We start from the raw sequence: 24,737 nt of genomic DNA, 5'->3' as shown, positions 1-24,737 counted from the left end.
GCGTCGCCGAGCTGCTCGGCGCGGAGGCGGCGAGAGACGCTCGGCCCACCCGCGCCCCGCCACCCGCGTCAGCCGATCGTCACGAGGGCGGCGAACAGCTCCGGCGCTCGGCGGTCGACGATCCGACCGCCGACGCGGATGCCGACCAGCGCGAAGACGGTGCCCAGCACGAGGGCGGCCGCCAGTCCGATCAGGCCGAAGGCCGGGTCGCCGCCGATGAGCGAGATCGCGCCGAGGACGATCGACGGGAGCGCCAGCAGGCCGGTCGCGGCCATGCTCCCCAGCATCACGACGCTCGAGATCATCCCGGAGCCCGGCGGCGTCTTCAGCGGGCTGTCCCCCGGCCCGGGCACGGGGTAGACGACGAGCGACGAGGCGACGCTCGACACTCCGAACCCGCTGAGCACGAGGGCCAGCGCCATGCCCAGCACGGCCGGGATCGCGTCGGCGCGTCCCGCGTACAGCGCGGTGCCCACCGCCACGACGACGACCGCAGGGATGCCGATGATCGCGGCGGCGACGACGCGACCGGCGCGGTCGGCCGACCCCGTCACTCCGGAGCTGACGTGCGCCGCCCAGGCGGTGCCGTCGTACGACACGTCGGCGCAGAGGGTCACGCCGAAGATCAGGGCGACGAGCACGGCCGAGAGCAGCACGAAGGTGTCGCCCCCGCTGCCGATCGCGGAGTAGAAGACCGCGAGGACGACGACGGCGGGGATGACGAGGAGCCCGCGGCTGTAGCGCGGGTCGCGCCACCAGTAGCCGAGGGCACGCGCGGCGACGGCGCCGGTCGGGGTGCCGGGGAAGCGCCCGAACAGGCCGAGGCCCGCGGATCCGGAGGCGGAGTGCGCGCCGGACGCGGCGGGCTCCGCGAGCGCGTGCCGCAGCGCCCGGGCCCACGCCCAGACGAGGGCGGCCAGCGTCGCGAGCCCGATCAGCAGGCGCGCGATCGCCGCGACCCAGTCGCCCGCGACGACGGATCCGGGGACGGCCCAGATCGCGCCGAGCGGCGACCAGCCGAGGGCGCCCGCGATCACGGGCAGGACGTCCAGGCCGTCGCGGATCACGTTGGTCAGGCCGAAGAAGAGCGGTCCGAGCAGGATGACGACGACGAGCACGACGCCGCCGATCACCTCGCGGTAGCGGCGGCTCGAGCCCAGGCCCGTGGTGAGCGCGCCGATCAGGCGGGACGCGACCACGCAGGTCGCGACGCCGATCACCGCGGCGACGAGGCCGGGCAGGATGCCGATCGGACGGCTCCACCAGGCGGCCGCGGAGGCGAGCGCCCCGAGCGTGGTCACCACGCCGGGGATGCCCGCGAGGCCCGCGGCGGCGAGCCCGAGGAGGAGGGTCCGCAGCGGGATCGGGAAGGTCGCGAGGGTGGGCAGGTCGAGGCTCTGGTCGGAGCCGGACAGGAAGATCGGCCCGAGCACCCAGCCGAGGATCAGAGCGGAGCCGCCGAGGACGATCGCGACGTTCGCGAACGCCGGGTCCGTGCCTCCGAGCGCGACCAGGCCGGCCGCGACCAGGCCGAGCACTGCGATCGCGTAGAGACCGCCGAGGATCACGCCGATCAGCTGCCACACGTTCCGCGTCAGCGAGTTGCGGAGCAGGAGCAGCCGCAGCCTCAGGAGATGCGCAACCATGCCGGTCCCTCCTGGTGGGTGCGGCCGCCGACCAGCTCGACGAAGCGCTCCTCGAGGCTGGAGCCGGCGCGGACCTCCTCGAGGGTGCCGGAGGCGAGCACGCGGCCGTCGGCGATGACGGCGACGCGGTCGCACATCCGCTCGACGAGGTCCATGGAGTGGGACGAGACGATGACCGTGCCGCCCGACGCGACGAAGCCGGTCAGGATGTCGCGGATGTTCGCCGCCGAGACCGGGTCGACCGACTCGAACGGCTCGTCGAGCACCAGGAGGCGCGGGGCGCGCACGAGCGCGCAGGCGAGCGCGATCTTCTTGGTCATGCCCGCGGAGTAGTCCACGACGAGCGTGCGGTCGGCCGGATCGAGGCCGAGCAGGGCGAGGAGGTCGTCGGTCCGCTCGACGACGACGGAGCGCTCGAGCCCGCAGAGCAGGCCGTAGTAGGTGACGAGCTGCAGACCGGTGAGGCGGTCGAACAGCTTGACGCCGTCGGCGAGGACGCCGATCAACCGCTTCGCCTCGAGAGTGTCCTTCCAGACGTCGACCTCGTGGATCGTGACGACGCCGCTGTCGGGGCGGAGCAGGGCCGTGGCCATCGAGAGGGTCGTCGTCTTGCCCGCGCCGTTGGGGCCGACGAGCCCGAAGAAGGAGCCGGCGGGGACGTCGAGGTCGATGTCCTTCACGGCCTCCTTGTCGCCGAAGCGCTTGCGGAGGCCGCGGATCCGCAGAGCGACCTCGCCATGGCGGCCGGAGGCCTCGGGGGCGGCCCACGCGGGGGTCGCGGAGTCGGTGTGCGCGGAGTCGGTGTGCTCGGCAGCGGTGCCGTCGGCGGCGGTGCGCGCGGCGGGGCTCTCGGTGTCCGTGCCGTCCTGGGGAATGCCGGGGGGCGTCGTCCCGTCCATGTGTGTCCCTTCCGGGCCGCGGTGGGCGGCCGCTCCTCCACCCTAGGCAGGCGCTGCGGTCGGGGCATCCGTCCCGCGATGGAGTCGCGCGGAACGCGCCGGCGCGACCCCGGCCCCTCGGCGGGGCGGGGCGGGAGCGCGGCCGCCTACGCTGGCCCCATGCCCACGCTCCTCCTCGTCCGGCACGGACGCACCACCGCGAACACCGCGGGGATCCTCGCCGGACGCACCGCCGGAGTGCGGCTCGACGACGTCGGACGCACGCAGGCGGCGCGCACCGGGGAGCGGCTGGCGGCGGTCGAGCTCGCGACCGTGGTGTCGAGCCCGCTCGAGCGGTGCCGGCAGACCACGCGCTTCGTCCTCGAGCGGCAGACGGGATCGCCGGCGACGGTGATCGACAAGGGCATCACCGAGTGCGACTACGGCGACTGGTCGGGGCGCTCGCTGCGGGATCTCGCGACGGAGCCGCTCTGGGCGACGGTGCAGAACCAGCCCTCCGCGGTGGTGTTCCCCGGCGGCGAGGGGATGCTCGCGATGCAGGCCCGGGCCGTGTCGGCGATCCGCCGCCACGACGCGGCGGTGGCGGAGGAGCACGGGGCCGGCGCGGTGTGGGCGGCGGTCAGCCACGGAGACACGATCAAGGCGATCCTCGCGGACGCGCTCGGCATGCACCTCGACCTCTTCCAGAGGCTCAGCGTCGGACCGGCGTCGGTGTCGATCATCCGCTACGGCGCGGGGCGGCCCGAGGTCGTCTCGATGAACACGGACGCCGGGGACCTGGGCTGGCTGCGGAAGGCGGCCCCCGTGGCGGACGCCGCCGTGGGGGGCGGGGCGGGGCACGAGTAGGCGCGGTTCGGGAGGGCCGCTTCAGGGCTCGATCGAGCGGCAGGGATGCGGGTGCTCGCCGACGATGGATCTCGATGCGCCCGCTCCGCGGGGGGCTCGGCCAGCAGAAGAGACGGCTGCTCGATCAGCAGGCCGCCCGAGCCCGACGCGCGCAGCCACTGCGGAGGCGGGCGCTCGTAGACTGGGGGCATGCCTCCGATCGTGCACGGATTCGACTGGCCCGATCGCGTCGTCGTGGGGACCGTCGGCTCACCCGGCTCGCGCTCCTTCTACCTCCAGGCCAAGACCGGGCCCCGCGTGGTCAGCGTCGGCCTCGAGAAGCAGCAGTCGGCCCTCCTCGCCGAGAAGATCGACGAGATCCTCGACCAGCTGATGACCGCCCAGGGCAACCCGGTCAGCGTCCCCGCCGGCACTCCCCCGGAGCTCGTCGACAACGACCCGCTCGACCAGCCCGTGGAGCCCGAGTTCCGCGTCGGCGGTCTCAGCCTCGGCTGGGACCCGTCCACCGCGCAGATCGTGATCGAGGCCTACCCGCTGACCGAGGCGGAGGACGACTCCGAGGAGGAGCCCGAGCCCACCGAGATGCTGCAGGTGAAGATCCCGGTCGGCACGGCGCGCGCCTTCGCGAAGCGAACCCTCGAGGTCGTCGGCGCCGGACGTCCGCTCTGCCCCCGCTGCGGCGAGCCGATGGATCCCGACGGGCACGACTGCCCGCTCGCATGAGCGACCCGGGCGGGCTCGACGGCGAGCTGGAGCTGGCCGGCCGGATCACGATCGCCTCGAACGCGACGTTCCTCGCGCAGCTCGGCGAGACGTCCGTCGTCTACAAGCCGATCTCGGGCGAGAAGCCGCTGTGGGACTTCCCGGACGGCGTGCTCGCGGGCCGCGAGGTCGCCGCCTACCTCGTCTCGGAGGCGCTCGGCTGGAACGTGGTGCCGCGCACGTGGCTCCGCGACGGTCCGCTCGGGCCGGGCATGGTCCAGCTCTGGCAGGACATCGATCCGGACCAGGACGCGGTCGACCTGGTGCCCGCCGACGCCGTGCCCGACGGATGGCGGCACGTCCTCGACGGCAGCGACGAGGAGGACCGCGATATCTCCCTCGTGCACGAGGACTCGACGGCGCTGCGCCGGATGGCCGTGTTCGACGTGGTCGCCAACAACGCGGACCGGAAGGGCGGGCACGTGCTCGCGCTGCCCGACGGCCACCGCTACGGGGTCGACCACGGCCTCACCTTCCACTCCGAGCACAAGCTGCGCACGGTCCTCTGGGGCTGGATCGGCGAACCGCTGCTCGAGGAGGAGCTGACGGCGCTGGCGCTCCTGCGCGCGCAGATCGACGGACCGCTCGGCGAGGCGCTCTCGGAGCTGCTCACCGAGGACGAGGTCGCCGAGTTCGCGAAGCGCTGCGAGCGGCTCGGCTCCTTCGGCCGCTTCCCGGGCCCGCGGGGCGGGATGCCCGCGGTGCCCTGGCCGCTGTTCTGAGCCGGGCGCGGTCGGAACTCAGGACGAACGCCTCCGGAGCGGCGGAGACGCGCTGATCCTCAGGCGCGGGAGCGGATCCCTCCTGCATCCTGAACGGCTCAGAAGCTCCAGCCGCGGCCGAACAGCTCCTCGCCGGGCGCTCCGCCGCCTCCCGGACCCGCGCCGCGAGCGCCGAGGTAGGAGGAGACGACGGCCGCTCCCAGGTCCTCCGCCTCCGGGTTCACCACCGAGCCGCCGACCCGGCGGGCGAGCGAGTCGATGAAGCGCGCGAGGCCCGGGTCGTCGCCCAGGCGGAAGAACGTGGTGTGCGCGCCGAGGCGGAGCGACGCGTCGAGCTCGCGGACCGAGACGGCGACCGTCAGCGGGTCCGGCGGGTAGTCGAAGAAGACGCCGCCGTCGGGCTCGAGGTGCGCGGTCGGCTCGCCGTCGGTGACGATGAGCAGCACGGGCTGCGCGTTCGGGTGCTTGCGGAAGTGCCGGTTGGCCAGCAGCAGCGCGTGGTGCAGGTTCGTGCCCTTGTCCCACTCCGCGTCCAGGCCCACCAGCTGCTCGACGTCCATCACCTCGGCGCGTCGGCCGAAGGCGACGAGCTGCAGCGCGTCTCCGCGGAACCGGCTGCTGATCAGGGTGTGCAGGGCGAGGGCGGTGCGCTTCATCGGCACCCAGCGGCCGTCCATCGCCATCGAGAACGACGTGTCGACGAGGAGCGCGACACAGGCCTGCGTGCGCGCCTCCGTCTCCTGCACCTCGACGTCGTCGATCAGGATGCGCACCCCCGAGCCGACCGGCCGGCCCTCGCCGGCGGTGCGGGTGAGGGCGTTGGTCACCGTGCGGGGGATGTCCCAGGCCTCGGTGTCGCCGAACTCCCACGAGCGCGTCGCTCCGGAGCGCTCGCCCGCCGCGCCCGCGCGCCGGACGTCGCGGGCGCCCTGACGGCCGGAGACGGTCTCGGCGATGTCGCGCAGGAGCGCTTTGCCGAGCTGGCGCATGGCCTTCGGGCTGAGGGCGAGGCGGCCGTCGGAGCCGCGGCGCAAAGTCCCGGAGTCGCGCAGGGCCCGCTCCAGGCGCTTCAGCGTCTGCGCGTCGACGGAGGCGTCCTCGCCGAGGCGCTTCGCCAGCAGGTCGAGGTCGAGGTCGTCGAGGGAGGAGCGGTCCGTCTGCGCGAGCTGGTCGGCGAGGGCGTCGAGGTCGGCCAGCTCCTGGAACACGCCCGTCCCGTCGCCGAGGCCGAGCCCCTGCTCGCCGTCCATCCGCTCGGAGCCGCCCCAGTCCTCGCCGGGACGGAGCCCCCGCAGGGTCTCGTCGAGGCGGCCGAGGGACTGCATGAGCTCCGGCGTGCCGAAGGCCTCCTGGGCGAGGGCGTCGAGCTCGGCGCGCTGCTCGGCGGTCATCGAGTTGCGCATCCGCTGAGCCGCGGCCGCGCGGGCGGCGAGCGCGTCGATCAGCTCGTCCACCGACTCCGGGCCCTCGGGGAAGTACTCGCCGTGCTGCTCCATGAAGGCGTCGAACTGCTCGGGGGTGTCCTCCCCGCGCGCGTGCGCCTCGAGCAGCTCGTTCAGGTCGCGGAGCATCGCGTCGATCGCGGCCCGGTCCTCATCGCTCGCGTTCTCGAGGGCCTGCTTCATCCCCTCGAAGCGCTGATCGAGCATCTCGCGGCCCAGGAGCTCGCGGATCCGCTCGAAGTCGGCGCGCGCCTCGGGGCTCTGCCAGCGGTAGTCGCGGAGCTCCGAGACGGCCGCGGCCGGTGAGGGCGAGAGGCTGTCGAGCTGGATCTCTGCGAGCGCGCGGTCGCCGTCGTCCAACTGCGTGTCGCGGGCGAGCTGCTTGCGCTCGGCGAGGACGGCCTTGTCGAGGAGCTCGCGGATCTCGCGGAGCGTGCCGTCGAGGTTGTTCCTCTGCGTGAGCTCGCGACGCCGCTCGGCGACGCGGGCGGCCAGGTCGTCCAGGCCCTCGCGGTCGCGGGTGCCACGGCGGAGGAACTCGCGCAGGGCGCGCTCGGGCGAGGTGCCGCCCATCACGTCCTCGCCGATCGCGTCGAGGGCCTCCTTCAGGTCGACCGGAGGAGCGAGCGGATCGGGTCCCCCGTCGTACTTCGCGTAGCGCGCGTCGCGCTTCAGCCGCCGGTTGCCGCGCGGAGCATCAGCCATAGACGGCCTCGCCCCCGCCCGTCTCCTTGCTCAGCTTGCGCGAGAGGTAGAGGCCCTCGAGGGCGAGCTCGACCGCTCCGGCGCGGCGCCCCTCCCCCACGGCGTCGAGGCGCTCGGCGACCTCGTCGTACACGCGGGCCTCGCCCAGCAGCGGCAGGCCGGCCAGGAACTCGCGGGCGGTCACCTGCTCGCCGGTCGTGATCATCGCGCCGTTCTCGACCGCCTCGACGAGCGGCCCGAGGTCGACGCCGCGCAGGTGGGCGCGGACGGTCTCGGCGGTGGCCTGGCGGAGCAGGTGGTCGAGGATCTCGTCCTCGCGGCCCTCCTCCCCCGACTCGAACTCGATCTTGCCGCCGAGCACGTCGACGGCGGTCTCGAGGTCGATGGGGCGGGCGACCGCCTCCTCCTCGCCGCGGCGGGTGGCGCGGTGCAGGGCGGCGGCGGCGATGGTCTCGGCGCCGGCGATGGCGAAGCGGGCGCTGACACCGCTGCGCTGATCGACGGAGCTCGACTCGCGCAGGGCCCGCGTGAAGCGGGCGAGGATCTCGATGAGCGCATCGGGCACGGTCGCGACGAGGTCCGCCTCCTGCCGGATGACGGCGACCTCGTCGACGAGAGCCGTCGGGTAGTGGGTGCGGATCTCGGCGCCGAAGCGGTCCTTCAGCGGCGTGATGATCCGGCCGCGGTTCGTGTAGTCCTCCGGGTTCGCGCTCGCGACGACGAGGACGTCGAGGGGGAGGCGGAGGACGTAGCCGCGGATCTGGATGTCGCGCTCCTCCATCACGTTGAGCATGGCGACCTGGATCCGCTCGGCCAGGTCCGGCAGCTCGTTGATCGCGACGATGCCGCGGTGGCTGCGCGGGATGAGGCCGAAGTGGATGGTCTCCGGGTCGCCCAGGCTGCGGCCCTCGGCCACCTTCATCGGGTCGACGTCGCCGATGAGGTCGGCGACGCTGGTGTCGGGGGTGGCCAGCTTCTCGACGTAGCGCTCCTCGCGGGACTTCCACGCGACGGGCAGGTCCTCGCCCAGCTCCTCCGCGCGGCGGCGGCTCTCCGTGGTGATCGGCTCGTAGGGGTGCTCGCCGAGCTCGGACCCCTCGATCACGGGCGTCCACTCGTCGAGCAGGCCGACGAGGGTGCGCAGGAGGCGGGTCTTGCCCTGGCCGCGCTCGCCCAGCAGGACGATGTCGTGACCGGCGATGACGGCGCGCTCGACCTGCGGGATGACCGTCTCGGCGAAACCGTGCAGGCCCGGCCAGGGATCGCGGCCCTCGCGCAGAGCGTCGAGCAAGTTGTCGCGGATCTCGGTGCGGAGGCTCTTCTGCACGTGCCCGGAGGCACGGAGCTGGCCGAGGGTCTGGGTCGTCGGGCGCATCACCTCGGCAACGCTACGCCGCAGGTCCGACGCGTGGTGGAGGTGCGGCGGATTCGCGGCGCGGGCTTGCGCGGGGGCCGCGCCGCGGACGGCTCAGCGCCCGAGGCGAGGGGCGGCGGCGAGCAGGCGGCGCGTGTACTCCTCCTGCGGTGCGGCGAGGAGCGACGCGGCCGGCCCAGCCTCGACGATCCGGCCCTCGCGCATCACCGCGATGCGATCGCTCATGTGGGCGATCACGCCGAGGTCGTGCGAGATGAGGAGGAGGGCGAGGCCGTGACGGCGCTGCAGGTCGTCGAGCAGGTCGAGGATCTGCGCCTGCACCGACACGTCGAGGGCCGAGACGGGCTCGTCGCAGATCAGCACGTCGGGGCGCGTCGCCAGCGCCCGGGCGATCGAGACGCGCTGGCGCTGACCGCCGGAGAGGGTCCGCGGCGAGCGCCGCTCCAGGGCGGGGTCGAGCCCCACGCTCTCGAGCAGCGCGGGCACGGAGGCTGCGCCGGCGTCGCGGAGGAGGCGGCCGACGCTCCAGCGCGGGTCGAACGAGGAGAGGCTGTCCTGGTAGACGGCGCCGATCCGCGGGCGGCGGGGACGGCGGGAGCGCTCGGTCGCTGCCGACCACGGCTCGCCGAACAGCTCGACGGCGCCCGCGTCCGGACGCCGCAGCGCCAGCACGAGCCGGGCCACCGTGCTCTTGCCCGACCCGGACTCGCCGACGAGCCCGACGGTCTCGCCGCGCCGCAGCCGGAGGTCGACGTCGTCGACCGCGACCCGCACTCCTCCGCCGGGCAGCGGGAAGCGGGCGGCGAGACCGCGGGCCGCGACCACGACCTCGCCGGGGGTCTCGGGCGGGGTCGCCGGTGCGGTCGGGTCGGTGAGCCGGGAGCCGCGCGGGCGCCCGGCGGGGACGGCGGCCACGAGCGCGCGGGCCTCGGGGCTGCGGGGCGCACGCAGCACCTCGGCCGCGGTCCCCTCCTCCACCACGCGGCCGTCGGCCAGCACGAGGATGCGGTCGGCGAGGCCCGCCACCACCGCGAGGTCGTGCGAGACCAGGACGAGCGCCCGGCCGCGCGCCTTCTGCTCGGCGAAGAGCTCGAGCACGCGGGCCTGGACGGTGACGTCGAGCGCGGTGGTCGGCTCGTCGGCGACGAGCAGCGGCGGATCGAGCGCCACGGCCGCCGCGAGGAGGGCGCGCTGGCGGAGCCCGCCGGAGAGGTCGCCGGAGCGCTCCCGCATCCGCTCGGCCGGCTCCGGCATGCCGACGCTCGCCAGGGCCTCGACCGTCCGCTGCGCGCGCTCGGCCGCGGGGAGGCGGCCGTGGAGGCGGAGCACGTCGCCGATCTCGCGGCCGATCGGGCGCAGCGGGTCGAGCGAGAGCAGCGCGTCCTGCGGGACGAAGCCGACGGATCCGCCGCGCAGCCGCCGCAGCTCCCGCTCGCCCGCTCCGACCACCTCGGTCCCGCCGACGCGGACGCTCCCGGTCACGGCGCCTCCGCTCAGCCCCAGCAGCGCTCGCGCGGTGACGCTCTTGCCCGACCCGGACTCGCCGACGATCGCGACGCACTCCCCCGGCTCCACGCGGAACGAGACCCCGTGCACCACCTCGACTCCGTCGAAGGCGACCCGGAGCCCCTCGACGACGACCGCGCTCACCGCGCACCCCGCAGACGCCCGCCGAGGACCGTCGTCGCGATCGTGGTCAGCACGATCGCCAGCCCCGGGAACACGGTCAGCCACCACGCGCTCGCGAGGTAGGTGCGGCCCGCCGAGAGCATCGCGCCCCACTCCGGCGCGGGCGGCTCGGCGCCCAGGCCCAGGTAGCTGAGGGCCGAGGCCCAGACGATCGCCTGGCCGACGCCGAGGGTGGCCAGCACGGCGAGCGGCCCGAAGGTGTTGGGGAGGACGTGCCGGACGAGGATGCGGACGGGTCCGTGCCCCAGCACGCGCGTTGCCTCGACGTAGCCGGAGTCGCGGATGCCGAGCAGCTGCGTGCGCAGGATGCGGGCGTACCCCGGCGCGGTCGAGAGGCCGACCGCGATGGTGGCGGGGACGACTCCGGGACCCGTGACCACGATCACGAGCAGCGCGAGCAGGAGCGCGGGGAAGGCGAAGAGCACCTCGAGCACGCGGCCGATCACGCCGTCGACGACGCGGCCGCCGAACGCCGCGACCACCCCGAGCACCGCGCCGAGGACGAGGCCGATCGCGGTGGCGCTGGCGCCGATCAGGAGGGAAGCGCCCGCCCCCGCGATGAGGCGGCTGAGGACGTCGCGACCGGACTCGTCGGTGCCGAGCAGGTGCGCGGCACCCGGTGGGGTGAAGGCGTCGCGCGGGGCGACGGCGAGCGGATCGGAGGGGGCGAGCAGCCCGGGCGCCACGGCGGCGAGCAGGAGCAGCACCACGAAGACCGCGGCCAGCACCTCGCCGGCGCGGAGGCGGGAGGGACCCCGGCGGAGCGGGCGGGCGGCGCGCAGCTCGAGCTCGCTCACGCGACCGCCTCCCGCCGGGCCAGCCGCGGGTCGATCACGCGCGTCAGCAGATCGGTGGCGACGGTCACGACGATGTACGCCAGCGCCGTGACCAGCACGACACCCGTCACCACCGGCACGTCACGGACGGTCACCGCCGCGAGCAGAGTCCGGCCGAGCCCCGGCCTCGCGAAGATCGTCTCGACCACCACGGCCCCGCCGATCAGGTAGCCGAACGCCCAGCCCGAGAGCGAGACCCCTGGCAGCACCGCGTGGCGCAGCGCATGGCGGGCGCGGACGCCGAGCTCGCCCTCGCCGCGCGCCCGAGCGGCGAGCACGAACGGCGACTCCAGCGCGTCGAGGAGGGAGCGGCGCATCACCTGGCCGAGGAAGCCCGCCAGCGGGATCGCGAGGGTGAGCGTCGGCAGCACCAGCCCGGCGGGCGACCCTGTGCTGACCGGGGGCAGCCAGCGCAGCGCGGTCGCGAAGACGGCGATCAGCACGGTCGCCAGCCAGAAGTGCGGGAGTGCGGCTGCCGTGAGCTCGAGGCCGGACCCGACCGCGGCGGCGAGGCGGCCGCCCCGGGTCGACCAGAGGGCGGTCGCGAGCGCCAGGATCCATGCGGCGGTGAGCGCGAGCACGGCGAGCAGGAGGGTGCGGGGCAGCTGCTCGCCGAGGATCTGCGCGACGGGAGTGCGCAGGGAGTAGGAGGTGCCGAGGTCGCCGCGCGCGAGCCTGCCGAGCTGCACCAGGTACTGCACGAGGAGCGGCTGGTCGAGGCCGTACTGCTCCCGCACCGCGGCGAGCGCCTCGGGCGACGCCTGCGAGCCCGGACCGCCGAGGATCGCCTGCGCCGGATCGCCGGGGACGAGGCGGATGAGGACGAAGACGGCGGTCGCGACGGCCCACAGCACCACGAGGGCGCCACCGAGGCGGAGGAGCACGCGACGGATCATGCGGGCGGGCGTCCTCTCTGGTCGGGGCGGTGGAGGGGGGCGTCGTCGAGGTCCGCTCCCTCCGGAGCACGCGATGCGCGACCGTCGGCGGCTACTCGACCAGCATGGAGGACGGACCCCTGCTGATCGAGCAGCCCGCGGAGCGGGCGTCTCGAGCTCCGCCCGTCCCGATCGCGGGGTCTCGATGCGCCGCCGCGGCGGCTACTCGACCGGCGTGCGTCCGCTCATCGATCGGTGCAGGCGGCTCTCCGGAGCCGGGTCAGACCCAGGCGTCGGCGAACCAGGGGGTCGACACGGTGTCGAGGGCGACGAGGCCCTGGACGGCCGACCGGTGCAGGTAGTGGTTCTGCTGGTCGTAGAGCGGCAGGATCCAGTAGCCCTCGAGGACGATCCGCTGGGCCTGCTCGTACAGGTCGGCGCGGGCGTCCTCGTCGGTCGTGGCGCTCGCCTGCTCGAGCAGCGAGTCGAGCGCGGGGTCGGCGATCTGCGCGTGGTTGGCGAAGTAGCCGCTCGGCGCGGGGGTGATGCCCGAGGAGGAGTAGAGGATCCGCAGCACGTCGGGTCCGACCTTCGTGTACGGGGCGCTCACCAGCTCGTACTCGTTCGACGCGAGCGCGGTGTACCAGCTCGACAGGTCGAGCAGGCTGATCCGCACGTCGAAGCCGAGGGTCTTCGCCGAGGCCTGGATCTGCTCGAACAGCGACTGCTCGACCGGGATCGACTGGTTGGTGCTGACGGGGAATCGCAGCGTCAGCGGCGTGCCGTCCTTCTCGCGGACGCCGTCGCCGTCCGAGTCCACCCAGCCGGCCTTCTCGAGCAGATCCTCGGCGGCGGCCGTCTCGGAGTCGGACCCGGCGTCCTCGAAGAGCGACGGGTCGGAGTACGCGGTCGCCTCGCGGCTGGACAGCGGGGAGTAGGAGCGCTCGGCGGTGCCGAAGAAGAGGGAGTCGATCGCGTCGTTCACGCCGACGCCGCGGACGAACGCCTCGCGGACGGACTCGTCGTCGAACGGCGCCTGCCCGGAGTTGAGCTCGAGGCGGTTGACCGAGCCGGGCCGGGGCGCGTCGAGCTCGACGAGGTCGGTGGCTCCGGTCGCGGCCTTCAGGGTGTCGGGCTGGGCGTTGTCGAGCACGTCGACCTCGCCCGACTGCAGCGCCGCGTAGCGGGTGGCGGAGTCGGGGATGAAGCGCCAGGTGATGCTCGCCAGGTGCGCGGGGCCCTCGTGGCCGTCCCCGGTCGGGCCGGTCGACGCGTCGTAGGCCTCGTTGCGGGTGAGGGTCACGTGGTCCTGCTTGACCCACTCCGAGACGGTGAAGGGGCCGGTGCCGACGGGCGCCTCGCAGTTCGCCTCCTCGCCGCGGGCGATGCCGGCGGGCGACTCGATCGCGGTCCACGGCTGCGCGAGCGACTCGAGCAGCGCACTGTCCGGCGCGGTCAGGGTGAAGCGGGCGACGGTCGGCGAGACCGCGGTGACGGAGGCGACCTTCGCCACGGCGAGGTAGCCGGTGGAGGACTTGGTCGCCGGGTCCTGCAGGTGCGCGATGTTCGCGGCGACCGCCTCCGCGTCGAGGGCGGTGCCGTCGGTGAAGGTCGCGCCCTCGCGCAGGGTGAAGTCGTAGCTGAGCGCGTCGTCCGAGACGGTCCACGACTCGGCCAGCCACGGCGTGATGGTGCCGTCGGCGTCGCGCGAGACGAGCGACTCGAGCACCTGTGTCGCGAGGAGCGCCTGCGGGTAGTTGCCGCCGACGTGCGGGTCGAGGCAGGTGGGCTCGGCGTCGCCGGACGCGTAGGTGAGGGTCCCGCCGTCGACGGGGGTGCTGGAGGCGTCGGGCGTCTCGGCGGTGCAGCCGCTGAGCAGGAGCGCGGCGGCCGCGACGGCGGCGGGGAGGGCGAGGAGGCGGGAGCGCAGCGGCATGACGTCTTTCGTGGAGGGGTCGGGGGTGCACGCGTTTCTTGGACGCGACCCAGGAAACGCTAGCAGGGCGTGGAGGCGGCGGGCGGGGATCGCTCGGATCCGTGGAGGAGCGCCCGCATCCCGCGCTGGGGAGGGACGAACCGCGCTGTCAGAGGCCCCTGATGCGCCGGGCGGTCGAGAAGGGCCTCCGCTCTCCTACTGTCGACGCATGACCTCCGCCGTGCTCGCCCTCCTGTTCGGCTCCGCCGTCGCCCTCGTGGGCCTCGTGCCCTGGGCCGCCCTGCAGTACCGGCGGCGCGGCGTCCTCGGGATCGGCAACGCGGTGCTGGCCTTCGCCGCCGTGGTCTACGCGCTCGCCCTCGTCACCTACACGCTCCTCCCCCTGCCCGACGAGGCGACGGTCGCCGCCGCCTGCCGCACCGGATCGGGTCCGCAGCTGCGCCTGTTCGCCTTCGTCGGCGACATCGCGAAGGAGGGCGGAATCGACGGGCCCCGCGCGCTGCTGACGAACCCCGCGTCCGCGCAGGTGCTCCTGAACGTGGTCTTCTTCGTCCCCCTCGGGATGCTCGTCCGCCACCTCGCTCTGCGCGGGCGCCTCGTCGCCGGGATGATCGGCGGCACCGCCGTCGGCTTCGCCGTCTCGCTCCTCATCGAGGTCACGCAGCTCACGGGCGACTGGTTCCTCTACCCGTGCGCCTACCGGCTCTTCGACGTCGACGACCTGCTGGCCAACACGGCCGGCGCCCTGCTCGGCACCCTCCTCTCCCCCGTCCTCCTCCTCTTCACCCGCCGGACCGAGGGCGCGGTGCCGGAGCTGGCCCGCCCGGTCACGATCCGCCGCCGCGCGTTCGGCATGTTCTGCGACGTTCTCGCGCTGAGCCTCATCACGGGCGCGCTCGTCTCGATCACCGGGGTCGGCCTCGTGCTCGCGGGGGTGGACACGCGCTCGAGCCCCGGGGACGTGGTTCTCGGAGCCCTGCCGTTCGTCGCTCCGCTGCTCCAACTGGTGATCGTGCTGCGGTCCGGGCGGACCCTCGGCGAGACGGTGGTGCGCCTGCGTCCCGAGCCGCGACCGCTCCTCTGGCAGCGGCTCGTGCGCTGGGCGGCGGGATCGGGCGGCTGGTCGACCCTGCTCGCCGTCGAGGGCGGGTTCTGGTCGCTGCTCGCCTTCGTCCTCGCGGCGGCCGCGATGATCGGCCTGGTCGCGACACGGGACCGCCGGGGGACGGCGAACGCGCTGGCTCGCCTCGACGTCGTGGACGAGCGGGCGGAGGCGCCGTCCGCCGTCCGGAAGACGGACTGAGAGGAGCCTGCCGGACGCCTGGGCCGGCCGGTGGTCAGACCGCCGCGCGGAGCCCCTCGACAAGGTCGTGCTGCGCCTCGCGGCCGGCCCGCGTGGGCACGAGCGGGTACACGTGGACCTGCCCGACGGCCTCGTGGAGCTCGAACGGGACCGCGGCGGCCGCCGCCCGCTCGGCCAGCACATGGGCGTCCGGATTGAGGACGTCCCGCGTGCCGGTGAAGACGGTGAGGGGGCCGAGGCCCGCCAGGTCGCCGAACAGCGGGCTGACCACGGGATCGAGCAGGTCGAGGGCGCCGCGCCAGCTCTCCGCGAGGACGCGACCGCCCGGGGTGCCGAGCCAGGGATCGGTCTGCTGCACCTCGGGGATCCGCGGGTTGCTCCAGGAGAGGTCGAGCGCGGGCGAGACGAGGGTCGTGCGCGGCAGGACCACCCCCTCGTCGCGCAGGGCGAGGGCCGTCGAGAGGGCGATCTGGCCGCCCGCCGAGTCGCCGGCGAGGCAGGTCGCCCCGTGCCGCTCAAGACTCCGCAGCACCAGGGCGCGGACACCGTCGCGCGCCTCGAGCGCCGTGCCGAAGGGCACGAGCGGGTAGATCGGGAGGGTCACCGCGACGGAGGCCTCGTCGGCGATGCGGGCGGCGAGCCACCAGTGCTGGGGCGCGATCTCGTTCACCCAGCCGCCGCCGTGGACGTAGACGACGCCGCCGCGGATCACCCGCGGGCGGATCGTGTAGACCGGCCAGGAGCCGACCTGCTCCACGTCGACGCGCACGCCGGGCCGGAGGCGGGGCGGCGGGCCGTAGGAGGCGGGACGGAGCGCGCGCTCCCGGATGCGGCGACGGGCTCCCTCCGCGCTGACGAAGGTGCGGTTCGCACGGGCGAGCCGGAGCGCGAGCGGGACGAGGGCATCGGGGACGACGAGCGGCATCGCCCGAGCATCGCGCACCCCGGTGCGCAGCGGCTGGGCGGCGACGGACTGCGCGGCTTCGGACTCTGCGGCGACGGCCTCGGCAGCCACCGACGCGACAGCCACGGACTCCGCCGCTGATCCGCGGAGATCGGAGGACGCGGCGCGGGCTCCGCGGACGGAGCGTCGGCACCCGCGGACGCGGCGTCGGAGACCGCGGACGACGCCCGGGCACCCCGCGCACAGCACGACGGCCCGGCCCGTGGAGGGAGCCGGGCCGGGGCCGCCGGTCAGCGTGGTGCCTGCACGCCCGCGGAGGGCGGGTCGGCAGCGACCTCGCTGTCGCCGTGCGCTGCGGGTCAGCGTCGCGCGGCGGAGCGGCCGGCGAAGCGGGTGTAGACGAGCAGGACGATGATCGCTCCGATGATCGAGCCGATGATGCCGGCGGGCTGGAAGAAGCCGTCCATCGGGTCGTGCTGGAAGATCAGGAAGCCGAGGAAGCCGCCGACGAACGAGCCGACGATGCCGAGCACGATGGTCATGCCGATGCTGATGCTCTGCTTCCCGGGGACGATGAGGCGGGCCAGCGCTCCTGCGATGAGTCCGACGACGATGAGGCTGATGATGAGACCGAGCATGGCGGTCGTCCTTCCGTTGTGCGGGCGGGGGCCCGCTGATCGGTTCCGCGGTTGCGGGACCGGTGGCTACGCAACCACCCCGGAGGAGGCGGCGGTACACCCCTGGGGGTGTGCTCGCCCCGACGAGCCGTGCGGTAGCGTCCGACCATGACCCGCCGCGCGCCCCTCACCGTCGCGCTCGTCGACGACTACGACGTCGTCCTCACGGGCCTCGCGCACATGTTCGACCACTACCGCGACCGGGTGGTCGTCGCCGAGATCGACGCGAACGCCTCCCTCTCCGATCGGATCGACGTCGTCCTCTACGACTCGTTCGCCCAGCCGGAGTCGGACCACCACGAGATCGCGGAGCTGGTGCGCAACGAGCGGGCCGAGCACGTGGTCGTCTACACCTGGAACTTCGCGCCGACGCTCATCGCGGACGCCCTCGAGCAGGGCGTCCACGGCTACCTCTCCAAGACCCTGCCGGCGCGGGAGCTGGTGGCCGCGCTCGAGCGAGTGGCGGCGGGCGAGGTCGTCGTCAGCGATCCTCCGCGGCGGGCGGGCAGCGCACCGGGCCTCGACTGGCCGGGCCGCCACGAGGGCATCACCGACCGGGAGTCGGAGATCCTCGCGCTCATCACGCAGGGCAAGAGCAACGCCGACGTCGCCGCGCTCACCTACCTCAGCCCCAACACGGTGAAGTCCTACATCCGCAGCGTCTACGGCAAGATCGGCGCGACCAGCCGCACGCAGGCCGTCCTCTGGGGCGTCGACCACGGCTTCACCCCCGACCACCACCGCATCGACCACTGGCTCGGCGGCCCCTGACCCGCGCCCGCGGGACGCCGCTCCGGTACGCGACCCGCCGACGGACGCGCACCCGGGAGGCGTCTCGCGGGAGGGGGCGGGGGCGCACGCACCGCTACGGTGTGGCCATGCCCCTCGACCGCGCGCCGACCATCCGCGACGTCGCGGTGCGGGCCGGAGTGTCGTACCAGACGGTCTCGCGGGTGCTCAACGACAGCCCCCAGCTGCGGCCGCGCACCCGGGAGCGCGTGCTCGCCGCGATCGAGGACCTCGGCTTCCGCCCCAGCGCCGCCGCCCGCGCCCTGGCGACGAGCCGCTCCGGCCTGATCGGGATCCTCGCCGCCGAGAGCCACAGCTTCTACGGCACCGCCACCGCGATGGCCGCGATCGAGCAGGCGGCGCGCGACGCGGGCTACCGGGTCCCGGTCGTGAACGCGGCGCCGGACGCGGAGTCGCTGGCCGACGGCCTCGCCCACCTGCAGCGGGAGTCTGTGGAGGCGATCGTGGTCCTCGCCCCGCAGGAGCGCGCGCTGGAGGCGATCGAGAGCCTCGCGATCGGCGTCCCCTCGGTGACGCTCGGCGCGACGGACCGCGGCGCCGACTCCCTGCTCCTCGTCGACCAGGCGGCCGGAGCGCGACTGGCGACCGAGCACCTCGTCGGCCTTGACCACACCCGCATCGCGCACCTCGCCGGTCCGCAGCACTGGGTGGAGGCGCAGGCGCGGCTCGAGGGCTTCGGCGCCGGGATGAGCGCGGCCGGCCTCGACCATGTCGCCGTCGTGGAGGGCGACTGGAGCGCCGAGTCCGGCTACCGCGCCGGCCTCCGCCTCCTCGACTCCTCGCCCCGGCCGACCGCGGTGTTCGCCGGCAACGACCAGATGGCCCTCGGACTCCTGCACGCCTGCACCGAGCGGGGACTGCGCGTGCCCGAGGACCTCAGCGTCGTCGGCTTCGACGACGTCCCCGAGGCGGCGCACTACCAGCCGCCGCTGACCACCATCCGCCAGGACTTCGCGGAGGTCGGCCGCCGCACGATCGGGGTCGTGCTCGCGGAGCTGCGCGGCGAGGAGCCCGCCGTCGACCGCCCGGTGCCGCCGGTGCTGGTGGAGCGGGCGTCGACGGCTCAGGCCTGAGCAGCACCGGCCCCCGCCTCACCCCGCGTGCGGCAGCAGCACCTCCACGCGCCCCTCACGCACCCGCGTCTCGAATCGCGGCTGCGGCGAGGTGGCCGGCCCCCGCAGCACCTCACCGGTCTCGAGCGAGAAGGCGCTGCCATGCCACGGGCAGGTGACGCACGCCTCCCCCGAGCCGTCCGCCGAGACCTCGCCCTCGTCGAGCGGGCCCGAGAGGTGGCTGCAGACGTTCGAGAGCACGTCGATCCGCTCGCCCCGCCGGAAGGCGAGCAGGGGGAGGCCCGCGACCTCCCTCCTCACCGGCGTGCGCTCCGGCAGGTCCGCCAGGGCGCCGAGCTCCTGCCAGCCGGAGGGGAAGCGGTGCGGCACGTCCTCCGCGTGGTTCGCCCCCGCCGCCTGCCGGTAGCTGAGGTGGCCGCCCAGGTAGCCGCCGCCTGACACGACGGCGAGCCCGAGCATCCCGAGCACCTTCCCGCTCGTGGTGCGCCCGCGGCGGCGCTGCACCCACGACGCGGCGTAGAGGCCCGTCGCGACCACGTTGGCCGCCGAGTGCACCAGCCCGACGCGGGTCTGCTGCTCGTGCAGCTCCGACCAGTCGGTGAAGCCGGAGGCGGCGGTCGGCAGGACGCTGATCACGCCGACGCCGACGAGGGTCCTCGCCGCGCGCTGGTTCCCCGGCAGCAGGTCGAGCACCGCCGCCGACACCCAGGCGCCGGTGGGCACGAGGACAAGCAGCGGATGGACGGGGTGGCCGACCGGGACGCCGTGCAGCACGTCCCGCACCGGCTGCGGCCGGACCACCGCGTTCACGGCCCGCTTCACCCGGCCGACGAGCGGATCGAGGGCGGCGGCGTTCTCGAGGCGGGTGACGAGTCTGACGAGTCTGATCTCACGCATGCCTCATGCGACCAAGCGGGCGGCCCCGGCGGAAGGGGCTTGCGGCGGAGGAGGAGCAGTCGGACCCCGTCGGCGGGCCCCTCGCTTGCCGACCCCGAGCCGTTTCGCCTACGCTGACCCGGGGCTTTGTGAACGGTCACATCGCCCGAGCGAGGAGCATGATGGACCAGCGCAGGCCCACCCCCGCCGACGTGATCACGAGCGGCGCCACCGCCCTCGGCATCGAGCTCGGCTCCACCCGGATCAAGGCGTGCCTGGTCGACGCGGCCGACCCGTCCGTGGTCCTCGCGGTCGGCAGCCACGAGTGGGAGAACCAGTTCGTCGACCGCCGCTGGACCTACTCCCTCGACGCCGTCCACGCGGGGCTCCAGGCCGCCTACGCGGACCTCGTCGCCGACGCCTCCTCGCGCCACGGCGTGCAGCTCTCCTCCGTCGGGGCGCTCGGCGTCTCGGCGATGATGCACGGCTACCTCCCCTTCGATGCGGACGGCGGACTGCTCGTCCCCTTCCGCACCTGGCGCAACACCAGCACCGGGCCCGCGTCCGCCGAGCTCACCGAGCTGTTCGGCGCCAACATCCCGCTGCGCTGGTCGCTCGCGCACCTGCACCAGGCGGTCCTCGACTCCGAGCCGCACGTCGAGCGGATCGACTTCCTCACCACCCTCGCCGGCTACGTGCACTGGCGCCTCACCGGCGAGAAGGTCCTCGGAGTCGGCGACGCCTCCGGCATGGTCCCGACCGACCCGGCGACCCGCGACTACGACCAGCGCGTCGTCGACCTCTACGACGCGCGCGCGGCCGGCGCCGTGAAGCCGCTGCGCGAGCTGCTGCCCGCCGTGCTCCCCGCGGGCGCCGACGCCGGCTCGCTCACCGCCGAGGGCGCGCTCCTGCTCGACCCCACCGGCTCCCTCCGGCCCGGCGCCCCCGCCTGCCCGCCCGAGGGCGACGCCGGCACCGGCATGGTGGCGACCAACTCCGTCGCCCCGCGCACCGGCAACGTCAGCGCCGGCACCAGCATCTTCGCCATGGTCGTCCTCGAGGGCCCGCTCGAGAGCGTGCACCACGAGCTCGACCTCGTCGCGACCCCCGCCGGCGACCTCGTCGCGATGGTCCACTGCAACAACGGAGCCAGCGAGCTCGCCGGCTGGGTCGGCCTGTTCTCGCGGTTCGCCGCCGCGTCCGGCGGACCCTCCGACAGCGACGCCGTCTACGGCACCCTCTTCGCCGAGGCGCTCGAGGGCGAGGCGGACGCGGGCGGACTGCTCGCCTACAACCACCTCGCGGGCGAGCCGATCGCCGGCCTGGTCGAGGGCCGCCCGCTCGTCGTGCGCACCCCCGACTCGCGCCTCACGCTCGCCAACTTCATGCGCGCGCAGCTCTACGGCGTGTTCGGCACCCTGGCGCTGGGCATGCGCGTCCTCGCAGGCGAGGGCGTGCGGATCGACGAGATGTTCGCGCACGGAGGCATGTTCCGCACCGCCGGGGTCGCCCAGCGCTTCCTCGCCGGCGCGCTCGACGCCCCCGTCTCGGTCGCCGCGACCGCCTCCGAGGGCGGCCCGTGGGGCATGGCGGTGCTCGCCGCCTACCGCCTGCAGAGCGGAGTCGCGCTCGACGCGTACCTCACCGATCAGGTCTTCGGCGACTCCGGCTTCGAGACCGTCGCCCCCGACGCGGACGATGTCGCCGGCTTCTCCGCCTACCTCGAGCGCTACCGCGCCGGCCTCGCCGTCGAGCAGACCGCCGTCGAGACCCTCACCGACCCGCAGAACCAGGGAGCCACCGCATGACCACCCAGACCCCCGCCGTCGAGGAGGCGATCGCCCGCGTCCGCGAGGACGTCGCGCGGCTGCACTCCGAGCTCGTCCGCTACGGCCTCGTCATCTGGACCGGCGGCAACATCTCGGGCCGCGTGCCCGGCGCCGACCTCTTCGTGATCAAGCCCAGCGGCGTCTCCTACGACGACCTCGCGCCCGAGAACATGATCCTCTGCGACCTCGACGGGAACGTCGTCCCCGGCACCCCCGGCAGCGACCGCAGCCCCTCCAGCGACACCGCGGCGCACGCCTACGTGTACCGCGAGATGCCCGAGGTCGGCGGAGTCGTGCACACGCACTCCACCTACGCGACCGCGTGGGCGGCCCGCGCCGAGTCGATCCCCTGCGTCATCACCGCGATGGCCGACGAGTTCGGCGGGGAGATCCCCATCGGCCCGTTCGCGATCATCGGCGACGACTCCATCGGCCGCGGCATCGTCGCGACCCTCAGCGGGCACCGCTCGCGGGCGGTCCTGATGCAGAACCACGGCGTCTTCACCATCGGCAAGGACGCGAAGGACGCCGTCAAGGCGGCCGTCATGGCCGAGGACGTCGCCCGCACCGTGCACCTCGCGCGCCAGGGCGGCGAGCTCGTCCCCATCCCGCAGGAGTCGATCGACGCCCTGTTCGACCGCTACCAGAACGTCTACGGACAGAACCCCACCGGAGCCATCGCATGAGCGTGTACCAGAGCATCATCCCCGACCTCGCCACCCGCACCGTCTGGTTCCTGACCGGCAGCCAGGACCTCTACGGCGAGGACACCCTCCGCCAGGTCGCCGAGCAGTCGCAGGCCGTCGTCGCGCAGCTCAACGAGGCGAGCGCGATCCCCGTGACCGTCGAGTGGAAGCCGGTGCTGAAGAGCTCCGACGCCATCCGCCGCACCATGATCGAGGCGAACTCCGACGACTCCGTCGTGGGCGTCATCACCTGGATGCACACCTTCAGCCCCTCGAAGATGTGGATCCACGGCTTCGACGCGCTCGCCAAGCCGCTGCTGCACTTCCACACCCAGGCGAACGTCGCCCTGCCGTGGCAGGACATCGACTTCGACTTCATGAACCTCAACCAGGCCGCGCACGGCGACCGCGAGCACGGCTACATCCTCAGCCGGATGAGCGTGCCCCGGAAGACCGTCGTCGGCCACGCCAGCGACGCCCGCGTCACCGAGGCCATCGGCACCTGGTCGCGCGCGGCCGCCGGCTGGTCCGCCTCGCAGAGCATGAAGGTCGCCCGCTTCGGCGACAACATGCGCAACGTCGCCGTCACCGAGGGCGACAAGACCGAAGCCGAGATCCGCCTCGGCGTCAGCGTCAACACCTGGGGCGTGAACGAGCTCGTCGAGCGCGTCGACGCCGCCACCTCCGAGCAGATCGACGCCCTCGTCGCGGAGTACGTCCAGAGCTACGACGTGGTCCCCGAGCTGCTCCCCGGCGGCGAGCGCCACGAGTCGCTCCGCTACGGCGCCGCGGTCGAGATCGGCCTGCGCTCGTTCCTGGAGGAGGGCGGCTTCGAGGCGTTCACCGACAGCTTCGAGGACCTCGGCGGGCTCCGCCAGCTCCCCGGACTCGCCGTGCAGCGCCTCATGGCGGACGGCTACGGCTTCGGCGGAGAGGGCGACTGGAAGACGGCCGTCCTCATCCGCATCGCCGCCGTCATGGGCGCCGGCCTCCCCGGCGGCACCAGCCTGATGGAGGACTACACCTACGACATGACGCCCGGCGAGGAGCTCATCCTCGGCGCGCACATGCTCGAGGTGTCGCCGTCCCTGTCGTCGAAGCGCGCCTCGCTCGAGATCCACCCGCTGGGCATCGGCGGCCGCGAGGACCCGGTGCGCCTGGTCTTCACCGCCGACGCCGGACCCGCCGTGGTGGTCGCCCTGAGCGACGTCCGCGAGCGCTTCCGCCTGGTCGCGAACAAGGTCCAGAACGTCGAGCCGCCCCAGACGCTCCCGCACCTGCCCGTCGGCCGAGCCGTCTGGCAGCCCGCCCCGGACTTCGGCACCAGCGCCGCCGCCTGGATCACCGCCGGTGCCGCGCACCACACGGTCATGACGACGCAGATCGGCCTGGAGGCGTGGGAGGACTTCGCCCGCATCGCCGGCGTCGAGCTCCTGGTGATCGACGAGTCGACCACCCTCCGCGGCTTCGAGTCCGACATCCGCTCGAACGCGGCGTACTACCGCCTCTCCCAGGGCCTGTAGATCCTGCGAGGCCGGACGGCCGGCTCCCTGCGGGGGGCCGGCCGTCCGTCGTTCCCGGCGAGCCGCCGGGTCGGGGCGGGGGCCCGCCGCCGAGACCGGCCTGGATCGCGTCAGCGATCGAGGGCGGATCACCCTCTCCGGCCCGTTCGGCGCCCGCCGCAGCGTCCCGGCCCCGGTTGCGGACGCGCTCGCAGCACGACGGAGGCCGGGAGGCCCGGACGGCCCTCGCGGGCAGTCGGTCCTTGCCTCCGGGACGCAGGCGTGCGGCGGGCGGTCAGTCGCGCGAGGTCGAGAACGCCGCGTCGAAGGCGTCGGCCGGCGGCGTGATCGCGTTGAGCTTCCGCACGAAGGCCAGAGCCTCGGGGGCGCCGTCGAGGCGGTCCATGCCGGCGTCCTCCCACTCGACGCTGGTCGGGCCGGTGTAGCCGATCGCGTTGAGCGCGCGGAACACCGGCTCCCACGGGACGGCGCCGTGCCCGGTCGAGACGAAGGTCCACCCGCGGCGCGGGTTCGCCCACGGCAGGTGCGAGCCGAGGACGCCGTTGCGGCCATCGAGGTTGGTGACCGACTCCTTCACGTGAACGTGGAAGATGTGGTCGGCGAAGTCGAGCACGAACGCGACGCTGTCGAGCTGCTGCCAGACGAAGTGCGACGGGTCGAAGTTGAAGCCGAACGAGGCGCGGTGGCCGATCGCCTCGAGGGTGCGCTTGGCGGTCCAGTAGTCGTAGGCGATCTCGCTCGGGTGCACCTCGAGCGCGTAGCGGACGCCGACCTCCTCGAAGACGTCGAGGATCGGGTTCCAGCGGTCGGCGAAGTCCTGGTAGCCGGCGGCGATCCACTCGTCGGAGGCGGGCGGGAACATGGCCACGCCCTTCCAGATCGACGAGCCGGAGAAGCCGTTGACCTGCGTCACGCCGAGCGCGGCGGCGAAGCGGGCGGTGTCCTTGAGGTCCTGGGCGGCGCGCTGCCGGACGCCCTCGGGGTCGCCGTCGCCCCAGACGCGGTCGCTGAGGATGTCGCGGTGGCGCTCGTCGATCGGGTCGTCGCAGACCGCCTGGCCGGTGAGGTGGTTCGAGATCGCGAAGACCTGGAGGCCGTTGCGCTCGAGGATGTCCTTCCGGCTCTGCACGTACTCCGCGTCGTCCCAGCGCGCCACGTCGATGTGGTCGCCCCAGCAGGCGATCTCGAGGCCGTCGTAGCCCCACTCCCCCGCGAGGCGCGCCACCTCCTCGAAGGGGAGGTCCGCCCACTGGCCGGTGAAGAGGGTGATCGGTCGCGTCATCGCGGATTCCTAACTCTCGACTCCCGCGCGCCGTCGCACCG

21 protein-coding genes are annotated in these 24,737 nt (G+C 74.1%); 9 read left to right on the top strand and 12 right to left on the bottom strand.

Annotated features, from left to right (window positions below):
* Nucleotides 1-68: 68 nt before the first annotated feature.
* Both C5C69_RS14660 and C5C69_RS14655 read right to left on the bottom strand, forming a co-directional pair.
* Nucleotides 69-1,646 carry a transporter gene (locus C5C69_RS14660; RefSeq protein ID WP_104258219.1) on the bottom strand — a complete coding sequence of 526 codons (1,578 nt, stop codon included), beginning with the start codon at nt 1,644-1,646 and terminating at the stop codon, nt 69-71.
* A complete protein-coding gene (locus C5C69_RS14655; protein ID WP_104225053.1) occupies nt 1,628-2,545 on the bottom strand; it encodes an ABC transporter ATP-binding protein in 918 nt (305 codons plus the stop codon). Before C5C69_RS14655 ends, C5C69_RS14660 begins: the two co-directional genes overlap by 19 nt.
* Nucleotides 2,546-2,704: 159 nt before the next feature.
* Here C5C69_RS14655 and C5C69_RS14650 point away from each other — a divergent pair, with 159 nt between their 5' ends.
* The 3 genes from C5C69_RS14650 (at nt 2,705) to C5C69_RS14640 (ending at nt 4,875) form a co-directional block, all read left to right on the top strand.
* Complete coding sequence (locus tag C5C69_RS14650; protein WP_104238837.1) at nt 2,705-3,391, top strand: histidine phosphatase family protein; 687 nt, start codon at nt 2,705-2,707, stop codon at nt 3,389-3,391.
* Nucleotides 3,392-3,580: 189 nt separating this feature from the next.
* Nucleotides 3,581-4,114, top strand: a complete 534-nt coding sequence (locus C5C69_RS14645; protein WP_104225051.1) for a DUF3090 domain-containing protein — start codon at nt 3,581-3,583, stop codon at nt 4,112-4,114.
* Nucleotides 4,111-4,875 (top strand): SCO1664 family protein, encoded by a 765-nt coding sequence (locus C5C69_RS14640; protein WP_104258218.1) that lies wholly within the window; start codon nt 4,111-4,113, stop codon nt 4,873-4,875. Before C5C69_RS14645 ends, C5C69_RS14640 begins: the two co-directional genes overlap by 4 nt.
* A 98-nt stretch (nt 4,876-4,973) precedes the next feature.
* Here the strand turns inward: C5C69_RS14640 and C5C69_RS14635 are convergent, their stop codons facing one another.
* The 6 genes from C5C69_RS14635 to C5C69_RS14610 all read right to left on the bottom strand — a co-directional run bounded on the left by C5C69_RS14635 (nt 4,974) and on the right by C5C69_RS14610 (nt 13,733).
* Nucleotides 4,974-7,022: a VWA domain-containing protein gene (locus tag C5C69_RS14635; protein ID WP_104258217.1), complete on the bottom strand. Its 2,049-nt coding sequence runs from the start codon at nt 7,020-7,022 to the stop codon at nt 4,974-4,976.
* Nucleotides 7,015-8,397, bottom strand: coding sequence for a magnesium chelatase (locus C5C69_RS14630; protein WP_104258216.1), 1,383 nt, complete (start codon nt 8,395-8,397; stop codon nt 7,015-7,017). Before C5C69_RS14630 ends, C5C69_RS14635 begins: the two co-directional genes overlap by 8 nt.
* Nucleotides 8,398-8,490: 93 nt before the next feature.
* Complete coding sequence (locus C5C69_RS14625; protein WP_104258215.1) at nt 8,491-10,047, bottom strand: ABC transporter ATP-binding protein; 1,557 nt, start codon at nt 10,045-10,047, stop codon at nt 8,491-8,493.
* On the bottom strand, nt 10,044-10,883 hold the full coding sequence (locus C5C69_RS14620) for an ABC transporter permease (protein ID WP_104258214.1): 840 nt from the start codon (nt 10,881-10,883) through the stop codon (nt 10,044-10,046). The genes C5C69_RS14625 and C5C69_RS14620 overlap by 4 nt, the downstream gene beginning before the upstream one ends.
* Nucleotides 10,880-11,818 (bottom strand): ABC transporter permease, encoded by a 939-nt coding sequence (locus C5C69_RS14615; protein ID WP_104258213.1) that lies wholly within the window; start codon nt 11,816-11,818, stop codon nt 10,880-10,882. The genes C5C69_RS14620 and C5C69_RS14615 overlap by 4 nt, the downstream gene beginning before the upstream one ends.
* A 259-nt stretch (nt 11,819-12,077) precedes the next feature.
* Nucleotides 12,078-13,733 carry an ABC transporter substrate-binding protein gene (locus C5C69_RS14610; RefSeq protein WP_104258212.1) on the bottom strand — a complete coding sequence of 552 codons (1,656 nt, stop codon included), beginning with the start codon at nt 13,731-13,733 and terminating at the stop codon, nt 12,078-12,080.
* A 208-nt stretch (nt 13,734-13,941) separates the two neighbouring features.
* Between C5C69_RS14610 and C5C69_RS14605 the strand changes: the two genes are divergently transcribed.
* A complete protein-coding gene (locus tag C5C69_RS14605; protein WP_181127070.1) occupies nt 13,942-15,036 on the top strand; it encodes a VanZ family protein in 1,095 nt (364 codons plus the stop codon).
* A 34-nt stretch (nt 15,037-15,070) separates the two neighbouring features.
* On the opposite strand, the gene C5C69_RS14600 is transcribed toward C5C69_RS14605, so the two are convergent.
* Nucleotides 15,071-16,066 (bottom strand): alpha/beta hydrolase, encoded by a 996-nt coding sequence (locus tag C5C69_RS14600; protein WP_258067543.1) that lies wholly within the window; start codon nt 16,064-16,066, stop codon nt 15,071-15,073.
* A 233-nt stretch (nt 16,067-16,299) separates the two neighbouring features.
* Nucleotides 16,300-16,578, bottom strand: a complete 279-nt coding sequence (locus C5C69_RS14595) for a GlsB/YeaQ/YmgE family stress response membrane protein (RefSeq protein WP_104225042.1) — start codon at nt 16,576-16,578, stop codon at nt 16,300-16,302.
* Nucleotides 16,579-16,725: 147 nt separating this feature from the next.
* On the opposite strand from C5C69_RS14595, the gene C5C69_RS14590 reads away from it, so the two are divergent.
* Entirely contained in the window at nt 16,726-17,388 is a 663-nt protein-coding gene (locus tag C5C69_RS14590; protein ID WP_104225041.1) for a response regulator transcription factor, read from the top strand.
* Nucleotides 17,389-17,495: 107 nt separating this feature from the next.
* A complete protein-coding gene (locus C5C69_RS14585) occupies nt 17,496-18,500 on the top strand; it encodes a LacI family DNA-binding transcriptional regulator (RefSeq protein ID WP_104258210.1) in 1,005 nt (334 codons plus the stop codon).
* 18 nt (nt 18,501-18,518) lie between these two features.
* On the opposite strand, the gene C5C69_RS14580 is transcribed toward C5C69_RS14585, so the two are convergent.
* Nucleotides 18,519-19,397: a Rieske 2Fe-2S domain-containing protein gene (locus C5C69_RS14580; RefSeq protein WP_104258209.1), complete on the bottom strand. Its 879-nt coding sequence runs from the start codon at nt 19,395-19,397 to the stop codon at nt 18,519-18,521.
* Nucleotides 19,398-19,558: 161 nt separating this feature from the next.
* On the opposite strand from C5C69_RS14580, the gene C5C69_RS14575 reads away from it, so the two are divergent.
* The 3 genes from C5C69_RS14575 to araA are packed head-to-tail and all read left to right on the top strand — an operon-like array spanning nt 19,559 to nt 23,414.
* The gene (locus C5C69_RS14575; RefSeq protein WP_104233642.1) at nt 19,559-21,184 is read left to right on the top strand and encodes a xylulokinase; all 1,626 of its coding nucleotides are present in this window, start codon (nt 19,559-19,561) and stop codon (nt 21,182-21,184) included.
* Complete coding sequence (locus C5C69_RS14570; protein WP_104224687.1) at nt 21,181-21,891, top strand: L-ribulose-5-phosphate 4-epimerase; 711 nt, start codon at nt 21,181-21,183, stop codon at nt 21,889-21,891. The genes C5C69_RS14575 and C5C69_RS14570 overlap by 4 nt, the downstream gene beginning before the upstream one ends.
* Nucleotides 21,888-23,414 carry an L-arabinose isomerase gene (gene araA / locus C5C69_RS14565; RefSeq protein WP_104258208.1) on the top strand — a complete coding sequence of 509 codons (1,527 nt, stop codon included), beginning with the start codon at nt 21,888-21,890 and terminating at the stop codon, nt 23,412-23,414. The genes C5C69_RS14570 and araA overlap by 4 nt, the downstream gene beginning before the upstream one ends.
* 274 nt (nt 23,415-23,688) lie before the next feature.
* On the opposite strand, the gene C5C69_RS14560 is transcribed toward araA, so the two are convergent.
* Nucleotides 23,689-24,696, bottom strand: coding sequence for a sugar phosphate isomerase/epimerase (locus C5C69_RS14560; protein ID WP_104226056.1), 1,008 nt, complete (start codon nt 24,694-24,696; stop codon nt 23,689-23,691).
* Between the last annotated feature and the right edge of the window lie 41 nt (nt 24,697-24,737).

It is taken from the genome of Rathayibacter sp. AY1C7, from assembly GCF_002931865.1.
Classification (GTDB): Bacteria; Actinomycetota; Actinomycetes; order Actinomycetales; family Microbacteriaceae; genus Rathayibacter.
This window is presented reverse-complemented; position numbering and strand designations above follow the sequence as displayed.

What these genes read in the sequence shown, in the direction of transcription:
- C5C69_RS14660 (WP_104258219.1), bottom strand. Translation starts at nt 1,646, where the DNA reads ATGGTTGCGCATCTCCTGAGGCTGCGGCTGCTCCTGCTCCGCAACTCG.
- C5C69_RS14655 (WP_104225053.1), bottom strand. Translation starts at nt 2,545, where the DNA reads ATGGACGGGACGACGCCCCCCGGCATTCCCCAGGACGGCACGGACACC.
- C5C69_RS14650 (WP_104238837.1), top strand. Translation starts at nt 2,705, where the DNA reads ATGCCCACGCTCCTCCTCGTCCGGCACGGACGCACCACCGCGAACACC.
- C5C69_RS14645 (WP_104225051.1), top strand. Translation starts at nt 3,581, where the DNA reads ATGCCTCCGATCGTGCACGGATTCGACTGGCCCGATCGCGTCGTCGTG.
- C5C69_RS14640 (WP_104258218.1), top strand. Translation starts at nt 4,111, where the DNA reads ATGAGCGACCCGGGCGGGCTCGACGGCGAGCTGGAGCTGGCCGGCCGG.
- C5C69_RS14635 (WP_104258217.1), bottom strand. Translation starts at nt 7,022, where the DNA reads ATGGCTGATGCTCCGCGCGGCAACCGGCGGCTGAAGCGCGACGCGCGC.
- C5C69_RS14630 (WP_104258216.1), bottom strand. Translation starts at nt 8,397, where the DNA reads ATGCGCCCGACGACCCAGACCCTCGGCCAGCTCCGTGCCTCCGGGCAC.
- C5C69_RS14615 (WP_104258213.1), bottom strand. Translation starts at nt 11,818, where the DNA reads ATGATCCGTCGCGTGCTCCTCCGCCTCGGTGGCGCCCTCGTGGTGCTG.
- C5C69_RS14610 (WP_104258212.1), bottom strand. Translation starts at nt 13,733, where the DNA reads ATGCCGCTGCGCTCCCGCCTCCTCGCCCTCCCCGCCGCCGTCGCGGCC.
- C5C69_RS14605 (WP_181127070.1), top strand. Translation starts at nt 13,942, where the DNA reads ATGACCTCCGCCGTGCTCGCCCTCCTGTTCGGCTCCGCCGTCGCCCTC.
- C5C69_RS14595 (WP_104225042.1), bottom strand. Translation starts at nt 16,578, where the DNA reads ATGCTCGGTCTCATCATCAGCCTCATCGTCGTCGGACTCATCGCAGGA.
- C5C69_RS14590 (WP_104225041.1), top strand. Translation starts at nt 16,726, where the DNA reads ATGACCCGCCGCGCGCCCCTCACCGTCGCGCTCGTCGACGACTACGAC.
- C5C69_RS14585 (WP_104258210.1), top strand. Translation starts at nt 17,496, where the DNA reads ATGCCCCTCGACCGCGCGCCGACCATCCGCGACGTCGCGGTGCGGGCC.
- C5C69_RS14580 (WP_104258209.1), bottom strand. Translation starts at nt 19,397, where the DNA reads ATGCGTGAGATCAGACTCGTCAGACTCGTCACCCGCCTCGAGAACGCC.
- C5C69_RS14575 (WP_104233642.1), top strand. Translation starts at nt 19,559, where the DNA reads ATGGACCAGCGCAGGCCCACCCCCGCCGACGTGATCACGAGCGGCGCC.
- C5C69_RS14570 (WP_104224687.1), top strand. Translation starts at nt 21,181, where the DNA reads ATGACCACCCAGACCCCCGCCGTCGAGGAGGCGATCGCCCGCGTCCGC.
- araA (WP_104258208.1), top strand. Translation starts at nt 21,888, where the DNA reads ATGAGCGTGTACCAGAGCATCATCCCCGACCTCGCCACCCGCACCGTC.
- C5C69_RS14560 (WP_104226056.1), bottom strand. Translation starts at nt 24,696, where the DNA reads ATGACGCGACCGATCACCCTCTTCACCGGCCAGTGGGCGGACCTCCCC.